Here is a 14,871-nt window from a genome sequence, read left to right as displayed (position 1 = left end):
CCCCCCGCCCCCCGCCCGGCCCGGGGGGGGGGGGGGGGGGGGGCGGCGGCCGCCGCGCCCGCCCTGGGGGGGGGGGGGGGGGGGGCGGCCCCCCCCCCCCCCCCACGAGTGCTGGTCAGAGGCCTGTACGCGGGTGCCGGATCAGCCCACGCGGCAGGAGGTCGAGGGCCAGTTGCGGTTGCCGCCGTGCTGGATGGTGAAGCCGAAGGTGTTGCCGGATCCGTTGGGCCGCATCGTCATGACGTTGCCGCTACCGTCCCAGGTGGCGGTGCCGTTCCAGGTGTTGATGATCCGCTGAGGGCTGCTGACCGTGACGGTGACGATCCAGTTGGAGGTGCCGGAGACCGTGGCCGACAGGTTGAACCGGTCGGACCACTGCGAGCCCTGGGAGAGTGTGACCGTGCAGGTGCCGCCGCCCGGGCCGGTCGGCGTGGGGGTGGGGCCGGTCGGCGTGGGGGTGGGGCCGGTCGGCGTGGGCGTGGGACTCGGGCCGCCGCCGTCGGGGGCGACCGCCCTGCCGGTGGAGGTGGAGATCATGCCGGCGCAGAGGTTGCGGCTGCTCAGGTTCGCCGCGATCTGCGGAATCGCGTTGAGCGTCGTGGCGTACTGGTCGTGCATCAGGATGACCTGGCCGTTCTGCAGACGGCCCGCGGCCTGGACGATCTGCGCGGTGCTGGCGCCGTTCCAGTCCTGGGAGTCGACGTCCCACAAAACCTCGGTGAGGCCGAGCTGCTGTTCGACCGACCGCAGCGTGGCGTTGGTCTCCCCGAACGGCGGGCGGAACAGGCGCGGCGCGGTTCCGGTGGCCTGCTGGATGGCCTGCTGGGTGCGCTGGAGCTCCGACTGCATCTGGGAGCTGCTCATGCCGGTCATGTGGGGGTGGGTGTAGCTGTGGTTGCCGATCCACATGCCGGCGTCGCGCTGGGCGCGGACCAGCGCCTGGTTGTTCTGCGCGTTCTGCCCGGTGTTGAACATGGTGGCCCGCAGGCCGTTCTGCCGCAGCGCGTTCAGCAGGTTGGTGGTGTTGCTCGGGTTGGGCCCGTCGTCGTAGGTGAGCCCGACGTATCCGGCGCTGCAGTCGGCCGCCCGTGCCATGGGCGACACGATGACGGCGAGCGCCGTGCCGAGGGCGGCGATGACGGTGAGGATGAACGCGTTCCGGATGCGCGAGCGGCGGTTCCGGCCTCTTACGTAGCCGGCCGTGGTGTCGATCATGCCTGTTCCTCCACTGGAACATGAATCGGTACAGGGCACGCGCGTACGGTGGCGGCGGTCACCGTACGGCACACAGAGACCGCGTCGAACCGCGGTTCTGTCGATGTCACCCGGTTGGGGTGAGCGGGGGCCCTGTCCGCGGACTCATTCTGTGGAGTGTTACGAAATGTGTCAATAAATGCATGAAAGCTTTCGGGCGCGTAACCCGACAATCACTGGTCAAGCCGCCTCAGCATCGGTGAAAGCTTCCGAAACGTTTCGGTGGCCGGGCGATGAGCCGGGTCACTGTGTGGCGGCGGTCCGCAGCGCGTGGAACTGCTTGAGGAGGGCCTCGTCGCCGGAGAGCCGTACGGAGGCGTCGTCGGCCCGGTTCCAGAGCCAGAGCAGGAGGGGGGCCGGGTCGCCGCTCACCAGGGCGTCGCCGTCGAATCCGGTGGCCGCGTCGGTCGTGCTGACGTGGCCCGGACGGTCGCCGGCGCGCGGGACGGCCCTGAGCGTCCAGGCGTGGTGGCTCGCGGAGACCGAGAGCGGGCGCTCGTCCGGGGCGTCGAGCAGGGTGCCGAACTCGTCAGGCCAGACGGTGCTCCCGTAGCCGACGAACAGCTTCAGGACCTCGTCGACGCCGTCGAGGGCGAGGTCGTCCGGGATCGGGGACACCGGGAGCCCCGCCGCCAGCTCGGCGTCGACACGGTGGATCACCGTCTCCTGGGCCATGCGGCGGATCCAGAAGCCGACGGTCTGGTCGGGCTCGTGCCACGTGGCCGCGGGGTCGCCGGGGGAGTGCGCCGAGAACTGCCCGGCCAGTACGGCGTGCGTCCTGTCGAGCGAGGTCAGGGGATCGGGGTCGAGCACGCCGGGGGGCCACTCCTCGGGGAAGGCCTTGAGCCGGATGCACTCGGCCTTGTGCAGGTACACCTCGGCGACGTGCCGCGCCAGCTCGCCGACCGACCAGGCCGGGCAGGACGGCACCCGCGCCGACGGATCGGCGCCGGCGACCGCGGCGCGCAGGAGGGCGAAGTCGTCCGCGAAGCGGCTGAGAAGCCGGGAGAAGTCCATCGGACCATCGAACCAGTCGCCCGTGTGATCCCGAACCGGTTTTCCAGCCGCTCGGCGGTTACCCGGCTCGCACGCCGGGCGACCGCCCCCGGCCGCGAGCCGGGCCAGGGGTCGGCCCCCCGGGTCATAGCCACACGGGCAGGCTCTCCAGACGGCGGGCCTGGCTGGTGGCGCGGTCGCGGCGCAGCTCTTCGAAGGGCACGGCGAGGCGGGCTTTCGGGAAGTCGTCGCGCAGCACCTCGACGGCGACGCACGCCTCCAGCAGGGCCAGCTGCGCTCCGATGCAGGCGTGCGGACCGCTGCCGAAGGTCAGGTCGGGCACGCGGGGACGGCCGGGGTCCAGCTCGAAGGGCCGGGGGTGGCGGGCGGGATCGGTGCCGGTGCCCTCGATGTCGATCAGGACCGGCGCTCCGGCGGGCAACGCCACGCCGGCCAGCTCGGCGGCGACCGTGGTGAAGCGCCACAGGGTGAACGGCGCCGGCGGGTGCAGCCGCAGGGCCTCGGACACGAACGCCTCGACGGACGGTGCGCCGGCGAGGCCGCCGGAGTCGAGGTGGCCGGCGAGCTGGTGAGCGATCAGGAAGCCGAGGAACGACTCGGTGGTCACCTGACCGGCGAAGATCATCCCGGTGATCAGGTACAGCAGTTCCTCGTCGGAGATCCCCGCCATCTCGGCGCGGGCGCGTTCGGCGAAGGCGTCGACCGGGGACGGGGCCTCGTGGTCGCGAAAGGCCGCGGCGACGGTCTCCTGGAGGGCCGCGAAGCCGCCCTCCGCCGCGCCGGGCTCGGCGCGGGTGAGGGCCTGGGCGGCGTCGGCGATCTGGCCGGTCCGCCGGGGAGAGAGCGGCAGGCCCAGGAAGTCGCAGACGACGATCAACGGGTAGGCGCTGGTGAACCGCGTCACCAGGTCGACCGGCCGTCCCGTACCCGTGCACTCCCGTGCGGCCTCCGTCAGCAGCTCGCGGGCGACGGCGGCGACGCGGTCGCGACGGGCCTGCTGGCGGGCGCGGGTGAACAGGGGCGCGTGCACGGCACGTAACCGCCGGTGCTCCGGGCCGTCGAGCGTGGTCAGCGACCGCACCTGGGCGGCGGGCGGCTCCAGGCCCGGCTCGCGGCCATGCCAGTGTGGCGGGGCGAGGGCCGGGTCCTTGCTGAACCGCGGGTCGGCCAGGACCTCGCGAGCGAGGCTGTCGTCGGTGACGACCCACGCGGGCCCGCCGGCGAAGGCGTCCACCCGCACCACCGGCCCGGCGCGGCGCAGCCGCTCGTGCACGCCCGGCCGGTCGGTGACGCGCTCGGCCTGGACGGTGAAGACGTCGCCGGCGACGTACGGGGCTTGGGACATGGCGGTGCCCCTTTCTCGGCGGCGCATGAGCCCGCCGAAGACAGTAGCTAGATTATCTAGCTACTTGAGCTTGCCAGAAGGTCGCTAGGCTGTCTAGCGAAAGACGCGGCACGGGCGGGAGTCACCATGGCCTCAGACGAGCGGACCGCCGGCCGATCCGGAGACGTCCCCGCGGACGGCCAAGGCGGCGCCGAGGACGGCGGGGCGGAGGCCTTGGCCGAGGCCGACGACGCGGTCGAGGAACTGGGACGGCGGATCCTGGCCGCCCACGAGGTCACGTGGGCGCTGTGGGCGGTGCTGCGGACGGCCGACGAGGCCGGGCACGCCATGGCCCGCGCGCTGGGGCTCACCCATACCGACAGTCTCGCCCTGGAGTACATCCTGACCAGCCCCGAGCCGGTCGGCCCCGTGCACCTGGCGCGTCGCCTCGGCATCACCTCGGCCTCGGTGACGGTGCTGGTCGACCGGCTCGTCGCCTCAGGCCACCTGGTCCGCCTGCCTGATCCCCACGACGGCCGCCGCCGCGTCCTGCTGGCCACCGACCGCGCGCGCGACGACGCCCTCCAGGCGATGACGCCGCTGCTGGAGGCGCTCGACGCGGTGGCCATGCGCCTGGACGAAGCGACCGCCACGGCCGTCGCCGCCTACCTGCGCGAGACCGCCGCGGCCCAGCGCGACTACACCGCCCGTCGCCAGGCGCCGCCCGCCTAGCGTGTGGCGGCGCCGGGGGGTGCCTTTGTGGCGCGATCGTGTCCTGGACGCCGCCGGGTCGCCGTCTGACGTCGTGATAGAGCCGCAAGAAGCGGATGACGCTTGGCAAAAAGGCATGTGGGAGGGGTTGTCGGCCGACACGGCGGCCCGGGGACGTCGAGTGGGAGAGCGGAGTACATCCCACCTATCTAAAAGGACATATGATTATAAATCGGATGAGTATCTAGAAATCACCCCGATTAGCTCGGATGTATGGCCGTGCGGCGGGGGTTGACACCGCTCACCTCCGATGTAACCATCGCAAAAAATTGCGTGGATATGAAAATAGATTCGAGTAACTCGAATGCGGAGTGGGCGGAAGTCATCCAGCGTCGACAAGGCTTTTGAACTGATCGAGGCCGTGTCCGAGACGGGCCGCGCCGGGATCACCCTGGGCGAGCTCGCCGGCCGGGCGGGCGTGGCCCTCAGCACGGCACACCGGTACGTCACGTCCCTGCTGGAGCTCGGCGTGCTCGATCGTGACGCGGCCGGGTCCTACCACCTCGGGGTCACCCTCGTGGCGCTGGCGGGTCAGTACCTGGAGGAGGACGGGCTGCGCGCCGCGGCCCGTCCCTTCCTCGCCGAGCTGGTCGAGATCAGCGGGGAGACCGTGCACCTCGGCACGCCCGTGGGCAACCAGATCGTCTACATCGACAAGGTCGAGAGCGCCAAGTCGGTGCGGCTGGTGTCGCGCATCGGCAGCCGCGTGCCGCTGCACTGCACGGCCATGGGCAAGGCGGTGCTGGCCATGCTGGACGAGCGGCGCCGCGCCGAGGCCCTGGCCGGGCCGCTGGACCGCCGCACCCCGCGCACCCTCGTCGGCGGCGCGCTGGCGGCCGAGCTCGACGTGATCCGCGAGCGCGGGTTCGCGATCGACGACGAGGAGAACGAGGAGGGCGTCCGCTGCGTCGGGCTGCCCATCATGAACGCCTCCGGCCAGCCGGTGGCGGCCTTCAGCGTTTCGGCGCCGGCCAACCGCTTCAGCCTGGAGGACTGCCACACGCTCGCGCCGTCCGCGCTGGCGATCGCCACCCAGATCAGCCGCCGGATCGGCTACGCGGCCACCCGCCACGCCGCGGCGGCCGCCCACCGGTCGCGCCGCCGGGCGGCCCGCCACGCCCCGAACGCCGGGGGCGGGGACCTGTGAGCCGCCGCGCCCCGCACACGATGCCCGGCCCCCCGGCCCGCCGGCGCGCGCCGAGCCGCCCGGCCCCACGAACCGACCGCCGATTCCTCAGCCGTCCCCTCCAGAGGAGTGAGATCGATGTCCGCCATATCGCCCGCCGCCGGCACCATCGTCGTCCGCAACCCCGGCACCGGTGAGCGGATCGGGGAGGTCGAGGCCATGGACGCCTCCCGGGTCGCCTCCGTGATCGAGGCCGCGCGGGAGGGCCAGCGCGCCATGGCCGCCATGCCCGCCCACCAGCGGGCCGAGCTGCTGCTGCGGGTGGCCGGCCTCATCGAGGCGGAGAGCGGGGAGCTGGCCGTCCTGCTCGCCCGGGAGAACGGCAAGCCGCTGACGCAGACCCGCGGGGAGGTCGAGGCGGCGATCCGCATCTTCCGCGGCTACGCCGGGGAGGCCACGCGGCTGTTCGGGCGGCAGATCCCGCTGGACGCCGTCCCCGGGCTGGAGCGGCACCTGGCCGTCACCATGCGCGAGCCGCTCGGCGTGGTCGCCGCCCTCGTCCCGTTCAACTACCCGGTCGAGCTGTACGCGCACAAGGCCGCCGCGGCGCTGGCCGCCGGCAACGCCGTGGTGGTGCAGCCGCCCGCCCGCTGCCCGCTGAGCCTGGTGCGCGTCGCCGAGCTGGTGGAGCGGGCGGGCGCGCCCCGGCACGCCCACCAGCTCGCCCTCGGGGGGGTGGAGGTCTCCACGGCGCTGGCCGAGTCGCGCGGCATCGCGGCGGTCAGCCTCACCGGCAGCACGGCCGCGGGGCGGGCCATCGCCCGCCTCGGCGCGGAGAGCCTGAAGAAGGTGTTCCTGGAGCTGGGCGGCAACGACGCGCTCATCGTCTGTGACGACGCCGACGTCGAGGCCGCCGCGCAGGCCGTGGTCCTCGGCCGCCTGGCGCGTGGCAACGGGCAGATCTGCTGCGCCGTCAAGCGGGTGTACGTCCAGGACGGCGTGTACGACGCCTTCGTTGAGTCGCTGGTCGGCCAGACGGCCAAGCTGTCGGTCGGCGACCAGCTCCTGGAGTCCACCGACGTCGGCCCGCTGATCGCCGAGGAGGCCGCCGAGCGGGTGGAGGCCGCCGTCGGCAGGCTGGTCGCCGACGGCGCCACCCTGGCCGCGGGCGGCGCGCGGCGCGGCGCGTTCGTCGACCCGGTCGTGCTGGTGGACGTGCCCTCGGCCAGCGAGGCCTTCGCCGAGGAGATCTTCGGCCCGGTCGCGCCGGTGGCCCGCTTCGCGGACCCGCTGGACGCGGTGCGCATGGCCAACGAGTCCCCCTACGGCCTGCACGCCGCCGTCTTCACCCGCGACGTCTCCCGGGCGTTCACGCTGGCGCGGCTCCTCGACGTCGGCGGGGTCATCGTCAACGGCTCCACGGCGTTACGCGCCGAGAACCTCCCGTTCGGCGGCACCAAGGACACCGGGGGCCACCGCGAGGGCCTGCACGAGACCGTCCTGGACTTCACCCGGCAGAAGACGGTCGTGGTGATGGAGGCCTTCGGATGATCCTCGAACTACGGGGGGTCCACAAGCACTACGGCGGCGTGCCCGTGCTGCACGGCGTCGACCTGGCCGGGCACGGCGGCCAGGTGCTCGCGGTGGTCGGCGCGAACGGCGCCGGCAAGTCGACGCTGATCAGGATCCTGGCCGGCGCACAGCCGATGAGCGCCGGCGAGATGTGGATGGACGGCGAGCGGGTCGAGCTGCGCTCGCCGCACGACGCCCACGCGCGCGGCATCCGCACCGTCTACCAGGAGCTGACACTGGTGCCCGAGCTGTCGGTCACCGAGAACCTGCTGATGGGCGACCTGCCCCGCCGCCGCAGTGGGCTCATCGACTGGCCGGCCGCCCACGCGCGCAGCCGCGAGCTGCTGGAGGACATCGGGTTCGCCGGCATCGACCCGCGCACCCCGGCCGGGCGCCTGTCGGTGGCCCGCCAGCAGATGGTGGAGATCGCCAAGGCCCTGGCCGGCGACCCCCGGGTGCTCGTCCTGGACGAGCCGTCGGCCGTCCTGGCAGGCGCCGACCTGGAGGCGCTGTTCGCCCTGGTCAGGCGGCTGTGCGAGCGTGGCGTCCTGGTCGTCTACGTCTCCCATCGGCTGGCCGAGGTGCTGGAGCTGGCCACCTCGATCACGGTGATCAAGGACGGCCGGGTGATCGGGACGACCGAGCCCGCGAGCACCAGCGAGGCCGACCTGATCGGCATGATGGCCGGCCGCCGCCTGGAGCAGATCTACCCCGGACGGCGCGGCGAGCCGGGTGGCACCGCGCTCCAGGTGACCGGCCTCAGCCGCGCCGGGGAGTTCGACGACGTCTCCTTCACCCTGCGGGAAGGCGAGATCGTCGGCCTGTTCGGCCTGGTCGGGTCCGGGCGCAGCGAGCTGGCCCGGTGCGTGTTCGGCGCCGAGCCCGCCACCGCCGGTCAGACCCGCGTCGCCGGCGGGCGGGGCGGCTTCCGCAGCCCGGGGCAGGCCATCGCGGCCGGGCTCGCGCTGGTCACCGAGGACCGCAAACGCAGCGGCCTGGTGCTGGGCATGAGCGTCCTGGACAACATCACGCTGGCGACCCCGCGCGCGGCACGGCGCGGCCCGCTGATCGACGCCGGTCGGCGGACGCAAATCGTTGGCACCATGGTCGAGCGGCTGGACATCCGGCCCCCGGCCTGCGCCACGATGCCGGCCGTCCAGCTCAGCGGCGGCAACCAGCAGAAGGTCGTGCTGGCCAAGTGGCTGCTGGCCGAGCCGCGGGTCCTGATCCTGGACGAGCCCACCCGCGGCGTCGACATGGCCACCCGCGTCGAGATCTACCGCATGATCGACGGCCTGGCGCGCCAGGGCCTCGGCGTCCTGCTGATCTCCTCCGACCTCACCGAGGTCCTGGGCGCCACCGACCGGGTGCTGGTGATGAACCAGGGCCGCATCACCGGCGAGGTGCGCTCGGAACAGGCGACCGAGGAACAGCTCCTCACCTACGCGATCGGAAGGGCCGCATGACCGGCCAGCTCACCGAACCGGCGCCGCCGGCCGCACGCGCCCGGGCGGGCAGGCTGCCCCGCCTCATGGTGGGCGGCCGTGACGTCACCGTGCAGGCCGGGTTCGTCACGCTCATCGTCGTGCTCGTCGCGACGGCCGCGCTGACGTCCGACGCCTTCCTGACCCAGGCCAACCTCACCAACCTGCTCAAGCAGATGGTGACCACGGGCCTGCTGGCGTTCGGCATGCTCGTGGTCATCCTCACCGGCGGCATCGACCTGTCGGTGGGGTCGGTGGTGGCCTTCTCGGGCATCGTCACCGCAGGCCTGGCCGGCGGCATGCCCATCGCGGCGGCCATGGCGGTGGGCGTGCTCTGCGGCATCGGCTTCGGCCTGGTGAACGGCACCCTGATCGCCCGCTTCGCGCTCGCGCCGTTCGTGGTGACGCTGGCCGCGCTGACCACCGTACGCGGGCTGGCGTTCGTGTACTCCGAGGTGCCGATCGCCCCGGAGGACCCGGCGTTCTTCACCCTCGGCTCGGCCCTGGCCGGCCCGCTGCCGGTCAGCACCCTGATCATGCTGGCCGTCTTCCTGGTGGGCGGGGTGTTCCTCACCCGCACCCCGGCGGGGCGGGCCATCGTCGCGATCGGCGGCAACGCCGAGACCGTGCGCCTGGCCGGCATCAACGTGCGCGCCCACGTGATCCTCGCCTACACCGTCAGCGGCGCCTGCGCCGGGCTGGCGGGCGTCATCCTCGCCAGCCGGGTCGGCATCGCCCAGCCGAGCGTCGGGGTCGCCTTCGAGCTCGACGCGATCGCCGCGTGCGTGATCGGCGGGGCCAGCCTCGCCGGCGGGCGCGGGTCGGTCCGGGCCACCTTCGGCGGGGTGCTGGTGCTGGTGCTGATCAACAACCTGCTCAACCTGTACGGCGTGCAGAGCTTCTGGCAGCAGGTGCTCAAGGGCCTGATCATCATCGCCGTCATCCTCGTCCAGCGCACCAACCGCGTGCGCGCCTGACTTCGCCACCCCCCTCATGGAAGGTCCCTTGACAATGAGAGCCAGAACCTTGGCCGGAGTGCTGGTCAGCGGCGTGCTCGCCGTCGGCCTCACCGCCTGTTCGTCATCCGACTCCGGCGGCGGCACGGCCGCCTCCGCCGCGCCCGCCGAGGACCGGCACACCATCGGCGTGGCCAACTTCATGCTGAGCGGGCCCTACTTCAGCGGCATGGACAAGGCGATCGCCGCCCAGGCCAAGAAGAAGGGCAACGTCGACGTCATCAGCACCGACGCCAACGGCGACGCCGCCAAGCTGGCCTCCAACGTCGAGGACCTGCTGAGCAAGAACGTCGACGCCGTCATCATCTCCGGAGGGCCGCTGGAGTCGGCGCCGGCCGCGCTGAACGCCATCAAGGCGGCCGGCAAGCCGGTCGTCCTGGTCGACCGCAAGTTCCAGACCGGCGAGTACACGAGCTGGATCGGCCCGGACAACGAGGCCATCGGCAGGCAGGACGGCGAGTTCCTGGCCGGCAAGCTGCCCGACGGCGGCAAGGTCGCGATCATCAAGGGCGGCCCGGCCGACAACAGCATCGGCCTGGCCCGCACCAACGGCGTCAAGTCGGTGCTGCAGAGCAAGCCCGGCATCACCCTGGTCGAGGCCCCCGACTTCGGCAACTGGGCCTCCGACGGCGGTCTGTCGGTGATGGAGAGCCTGCTGGCCACCAACGCCGACCTCAAGGCGGTGTTCTGCGAGAACGACGCCATGTGCCTGGGCGCGCAGCGGGCCATCGCGGACGCCGGCAAGACCGAGCAGATCATCCTGGCCGGCGTCGACGGCCAGGCCGAGGCGCTGAAGGCGATCCTGGACGGCACCAACTACGCGGTCACCGGCCTGAACGACGCCGACGTCATCGGTAGCAAGGGGCTGGACCGGGCCGTGGAGATCCTCTCGGGCGCCGAGGTCGAGAAGGACACCGTGGTGCCCTCGCCCATGGTCACCAAGGAGAACGCCTCCGAGCACTACGACCCCGACGGCGTCTTCTAGGCGCCGCCCCCATCGGGCCGTGGCCCCGGCGGCGGGCCGGCGCCACGGCGAGCGCACGAACGGTGGCGGGCGGCGACGCCACCGGGACCGACGCGGGGACGCGGGTCACGCGTCCCCGCGGACCGACCATCGCCCACCCGTCGACCGAAGGACACCACATGAGACGCACAGTGAGACGAGCCGTGCGCGGGACGGCCATCGCCGCGGTCACCTCCGGACTCGTCGTCACCGGCCTGATCGCGCCCGGCTCGCCCGCCACCGGCGCGGCGGCGCCGCCCACCCCGAGCACGAAGGCCGCGGCCCCGAGCGCGGCGGCCGACGACCCCACGCGGCCGGGCTGGACGCTGCAGTACAACGAGAACTTCTCGACCGCGCTGCCCACGAGCGCCCCGTGGGTCAGGGAGACCTACGCCAACCCGTTCGACACGATGATGGACGACAACGGGCAGTGGTACCGCAACGACTACGGGCCGGCCTGGACGACGGCCTTCAACTCCTTCCACACCTACCGCAAGGAGTTCACCTTCGGCCAGAACGGCTGGCTGACCGCCTCGCTCTCGGCGCGCGACTGGGACAGGAACGGCGCCATCGAGGCCCCGCCGTCGATCACCACGCGGGCGCAGAACGGCGAGAACGTCGCGGTGATGAACGTGCCCGACCACACCGGCGGCGCGATCTTCCGGCCCACGAACAAGCTGCCCGACCAGTACCGCATCGAGTACAAGCTGAAGACCGTCGACTTCGGCGGCAAGCGCGACGGCTCCATCGACTACGGCGGCAGGACCAACGGCTACAGCACGACCGGCTGCAAGACCCAGCACCCGTGGGGCGAGGGCTCCCGCTCGCCCGGCTGGACCGGCGACGCCTCGGTGCCCTACTGCGAGTGGCAGGACGTGCGGGCCGGCAACTACGGCTACAACGGCTTCCACTTCATGACGATCGTGGACTTCGCCAACCCGGCCCCCCGCAACAACCACTTCTGGCACTACCACCGCAAGGTGCTGATGGACTCCTTCTCCCAGCACCCCGACCGCGTGGGCGGCGGCACCGGCGGCCGGGTGTGCAACGCGGCCGACAACACCTACTACAACTACCGCGACAGCAGCTTCAACACCGTCAACATGTGGATCAGCGGCATGCCTAACTGGAACCCCGGCCCCGGCGGGCTGGCGGGCAACTCCCAGTGGTTCATGACCAGCTGTTCCGGCGGCGTCGCCGAGCAGCAGCTCTCGTCGGCGGCCGAGCTGCAGCCCGAGCTGATGCCGAACCAGTACTACACCTTCGCCATCGAGCGTGACGCCACCGGCTACACCCTGGAGGCCAGCGGAAACTTCGCCCGCGCCGGGCAGAGGACGCTGCGCTTCCACCGGCCGTTCGTGGTGAACGGCAACCCGATCTGGCACTACAACGTCAAGGCGTCGGAGTACGACGGGCGCTTCAACGGCAACCTGGTGCAGAACGACACGCACGGCAGCACCACCTGGGCGAACCAGTGGCCGGCGGGCTCCGCCTACCCCGACTACTTCGTGATCGGCGACCTCTACACCAACGTCTACGAGGGCAGCGCGAGCCTCACCGACATCCGCCTCTACACCCCGAGCCAGCAGGGCGCGCCGAACCTCGCGCTGAACAAGCCCGCCACCGCCGACAGCCAGTGCGCCGCCGCCGAGGGCCCGGCCAAGGCCGTCAACGGCAGCCACACCGGCGGCGGCACCGACAAGTGGTGCTCCCTCGGCACGAACAAGTGGCTCCGCGTCGACCTGCAGTCGAGCCAGGCCCTGCGCCGCTTCGTCGTGCGCCACTCCGGCGCGGGCGGTGAGAAGCCGGTCTGGAACACCCGTGACTTCGACATCCAGGTCAGCTCCGACGGCACGACGTGGACCACGGTCGCCTCGCCCCGGGGCAACACCGCCGACGTGACCACGCACGCCGTGAACGTCTCGGCCCGCTACGTGCGGCTGAACGTGCTCAACCCGACGAGCGACAGCGACAGGGCGGCCCGGATCTACGAGCTGGAGGCCTACGCCTCCTGACCGCCGGCCCGGCGGCGTCCCCCACCCCTGACGGGGCCGGGGGACGCCGTCCCCCCGCGTCGGTACGAGCGGGCGAAACGCCGCACCGACAGCGGGACGAAGACCAGCGGCAGAAGCAGGCACCAGCCGACTGTGGCCGCGACCGGAGCGGCCAACGGCCAGGAGGTCGCGCCGCGCGAGGGAGAGGATCCGGCGGTCGTGGACGACAGCGGCTGTCGGGGCGGGCTACTCGCCGGTGGCCCCGTCGATGCGTTCGCGCAGCAGGTCGGCGTGGCCGTTGTGGCGGGCGTACTCCTCGATCATGTGGATGAGGATCCACCGGTGGGAGCAGTCCTGCCCGTGCCGCTTGCCCTTGCCGACGGCGTCCAGCGGGAAGGCGGCCGAGATCTCGCGGGCGTACGCGATCTCGGCCCGCCAGGTGGCGAACGCCTCCTCGGCGCTCGCGGTGTCCACCGCGTTGAGATCGGCGTCGGGGTCGTCGCCGGTCTTGTACAGCCAGGGGACGTCCTCGCCGTTCAGCACGCGCCGGAACCAGGCCCGCTCGACGTTCGCCATGTGCCGCACGAGGCCGAGCAGCGACAGCGTCGACGGCGGCGCGGAGCGCTCGCGCAGCTGGTCCTCGGTCAGCCCGGCGCACTTGACGGCCAGGGTCTCGCGGTGCCAGTCGAGCCAGTTGTCCAGCATGGTCCGCTCGTCGGCCACGAACGGCGGGGATACGCGGTTGTCACTCACGACGGCCGACCCTACAACCCCTGCTCGACACCCAGGTGGACGCGGTTGTGCCGGGGGGCCTCGATCTCGTCGAGCAGGGCGATGGCGAAGTCGGGGTAGGAGACGCGGCTCGCGGCCTCGGCGGCGGCCGGGCGGTAGCCGCCGGTCCGCGCGCCGCCGTGGTCGAAGTCCCCGGCGGGGCTGAGCACCAGCCAGTCCAGGGCGGGCGGCGCGGCGGCGCGCAGGACGTCCGTCCCGGCTGCGTGGCCGAGGTAGAAGGCGCGGTACTCCTGCGGGTAGCCGGGGGTGTCCATCAGCGGCGTCCCCGACGGCGTCTCCAGCACCGAGGCCAGCCCCACGGCCACCAGCCGCCGCACACCGGCCGCCGTCAGCCCGTCCACCAGCGCGCGGGCGGCGCCGGTGAAGTAGACGTCCGGCGGGACGCCGAGGTCGCAGGCGGCGTTGACCGCGGCGTCATGCCCCGCGGCGAGCCGCGCCACCCCACCGGCGTCCGTGACGTCCCCCGCCACGACCCGCACCCGCCCGACGGCGACCCGCCCGTCCGCGGCGGTGATCCCCGCGTCTCCGGTGCCGGCCCGCCCGTCCGCGACGGCGCTCCGCCCGCCCCCGACGGCGACCCGCCCGTCCGCGGCGGGGATCGGTGCCTCGTCCGCCGCGCTCGCCAGGGTGGCGTGCCTGGCCGGGTCGCGGACGACCGCGGTCACCTCGTGGCCGCGCAGGACGGCCTCCCGCACGGTCGCGCGGCCCGCTCTGCCGCCCGCGCCGAAGACGATGATCCTTTTCATCGGCCCTCCTCACTCGCCCGGGGCCGGATCCGGTGTCCGGCCGATGTCCGGGACGGTATCCGGGGGCCCGGTTACCAGGAGGGAACCGGTTAACGTGGACACGTGACGCAGCCGCTCGATCCCGAGATGTTCGACCCGGTGTGCCCGTCGGGCCTGTCGCCGATCCGCGTCGGCGACAAGTGGGCGGGAATGATCATCCGCTGCCTGGAAGAGGGCCCGAGGCGCTTCTCCGAGCTCCGCGTCCCCCTGCGCGGCATCACCGCGAAGGTCCTCACCCAGTCCCTGCGCGCCCTCCAGCGCGACGGCCTGGTCATCCGCAACTCGCACGCCGCCCCCGGCCACGCCCCCGCACCCGTCTACGAACTGACCGCCCTCGGCCGCAGCATCCTGGAGCCCATGAACGCCGCCTGCGCCTGGGCCGCCGACCACTGGGACGACCTCCTCGACGCCCGAGAGTCGTAACCCACACCACCGCCGAAGTCCGCCGCTCCCGTCAGACCCCCATCCTGGCCGCCGTATGACGGCGCCGGCTTCGCCGTCTCGCGTCCCGCTGTGTCGGCGCCGGGGAAGTCGCTGCGGGGGCGGGGGCTGGTTGGTGTGTGCGGGTGGTTCGCCGGGTGTGCCTCGGGTGGCCCCATCCTGGCCGCCGTATGACGGCGCCGGCTTGGTCGTCTCGCGTCCGCCGTGTCGGCGCCGGACAAATCGCTATCGGGGACGGGGCGGGTCGGGTGCGGTGGCGGTGGCGGTGGCGGTGGAGGTCTAGGTCGGATGG

At 72.7% G+C, this 14,871-nt stretch carries 13 protein-coding genes; 8 read left to right on the top strand and 5 right to left on the bottom strand.

Going from position 1 to position 14,871, the window contains the following annotated elements:
- Nucleotides 1–141: 141 nt before the first annotated feature.
- The 3 genes from PYR91_RS31445 to PYR91_RS31435 form a co-directional block, all read right to left on the bottom strand.
- Nucleotides 142–1,215 (bottom strand): polysaccharide deacetylase family protein, encoded by a 1,074-nt coding sequence (locus PYR91_RS31445; protein WP_279785765.1) that lies wholly within the window; start codon nt 1,213–1,215, stop codon nt 142–144.
- Between the two features lie 282 nt (nt 1,216–1,497).
- Nucleotides 1,498–2,271, bottom strand: coding sequence for a maleylpyruvate isomerase N-terminal domain-containing protein (locus PYR91_RS31440; protein ID WP_279785763.1), 774 nt, complete (start codon nt 2,269–2,271; stop codon nt 1,498–1,500).
- Nucleotides 2,272–2,395: 124 nt separating this feature from the next.
- Entirely contained in the window at nt 2,396–3,616 is a 1,221-nt protein-coding gene (locus PYR91_RS31435; RefSeq protein ID WP_279785761.1) for a cytochrome P450, read from the bottom strand.
- A 126-nt stretch (nt 3,617–3,742) separates the two neighbouring features.
- On the opposite strand from PYR91_RS31435, the gene PYR91_RS31430 reads away from it, so the two are divergent.
- From PYR91_RS31430 to PYR91_RS31400, 7 genes are all read left to right on the top strand, one after another.
- Entirely contained in the window at nt 3,743–4,327 is a 585-nt protein-coding gene (locus tag PYR91_RS31430; RefSeq protein ID WP_279785759.1) for a MarR family winged helix-turn-helix transcriptional regulator, read from the top strand.
- A 343-nt stretch (nt 4,328–4,670) separates the two neighbouring features.
- Nucleotides 4,671–5,513 (top strand): IclR family transcriptional regulator, encoded by an 843-nt coding sequence (locus PYR91_RS31425; RefSeq protein ID WP_279785757.1) that lies wholly within the window; start codon nt 4,671–4,673, stop codon nt 5,511–5,513.
- 117 nt (nt 5,514–5,630) lie between these two features.
- Entirely contained in the window at nt 5,631–7,043 is a 1,413-nt protein-coding gene (locus tag PYR91_RS31420) for an aldehyde dehydrogenase family protein (protein WP_279785754.1), read from the top strand.
- The gene (locus PYR91_RS31415) at nt 7,040–8,530 is read left to right on the top strand and encodes a sugar ABC transporter ATP-binding protein (protein WP_279785752.1); all 1,491 of its coding nucleotides are present in this window, start codon (nt 7,040–7,042) and stop codon (nt 8,528–8,530) included. The genes PYR91_RS31420 and PYR91_RS31415 overlap by 4 nt, the downstream gene beginning before the upstream one ends.
- Entirely contained in the window at nt 8,527–9,525 is a 999-nt protein-coding gene (locus PYR91_RS31410; RefSeq protein ID WP_279785751.1) for an ABC transporter permease, read from the top strand. The genes PYR91_RS31415 and PYR91_RS31410 overlap by 4 nt, the downstream gene beginning before the upstream one ends.
- A 34-nt stretch (nt 9,526–9,559) precedes the next feature.
- Nucleotides 9,560–10,549 carry a substrate-binding domain-containing protein gene (locus PYR91_RS31405; RefSeq protein ID WP_279785749.1) on the top strand — a complete coding sequence of 330 codons (990 nt, stop codon included), beginning with the start codon at nt 9,560–9,562 and terminating at the stop codon, nt 10,547–10,549.
- Between the two features lie 158 nt (nt 10,550–10,707).
- On the top strand, nt 10,708–12,582 hold the full coding sequence (locus tag PYR91_RS31400) for a discoidin domain-containing protein (protein ID WP_279785748.1): 1,875 nt from the start codon (nt 10,708–10,710) through the stop codon (nt 12,580–12,582).
- A gap of 225 nt (nt 12,583–12,807) precedes the next feature.
- Here the strand turns inward: PYR91_RS31400 and PYR91_RS31395 are convergent, their stop codons facing one another.
- Both PYR91_RS31395 and PYR91_RS31390 read right to left on the bottom strand, forming a co-directional pair.
- Nucleotides 12,808–13,314, bottom strand: coding sequence for a DinB family protein (locus PYR91_RS31395; RefSeq protein WP_279785746.1), 507 nt, complete (start codon nt 13,312–13,314; stop codon nt 12,808–12,810).
- Nucleotides 13,315–13,325: 11 nt separating this feature from the next.
- On the bottom strand, nt 13,326–14,099 hold the full coding sequence (locus PYR91_RS31390) for an NAD(P)H-binding protein (RefSeq protein ID WP_279785744.1): 774 nt from the start codon (nt 14,097–14,099) through the stop codon (nt 13,326–13,328).
- Nucleotides 14,100–14,201: 102 nt separating this feature from the next.
- On the opposite strand from PYR91_RS31390, the gene PYR91_RS31385 reads away from it, so the two are divergent.
- Nucleotides 14,202–14,561, top strand: a complete 360-nt coding sequence (locus PYR91_RS31385) for a helix-turn-helix domain-containing protein (protein WP_279785742.1) — start codon at nt 14,202–14,204, stop codon at nt 14,559–14,561.
- Nucleotides 14,562–14,871: the final 310 nt, after the last annotated feature.

This window comes from Sphaerisporangium sp. TRM90804, from assembly GCF_029846175.1.
GTDB lineage: Bacteria > Actinomycetota > Actinomycetes > Streptosporangiales > Streptosporangiaceae > Sphaerisporangium.
Note: the sequence above shows the minus strand (reverse complement) of the source record. Positions and strands in the feature narration are given on the sequence as shown.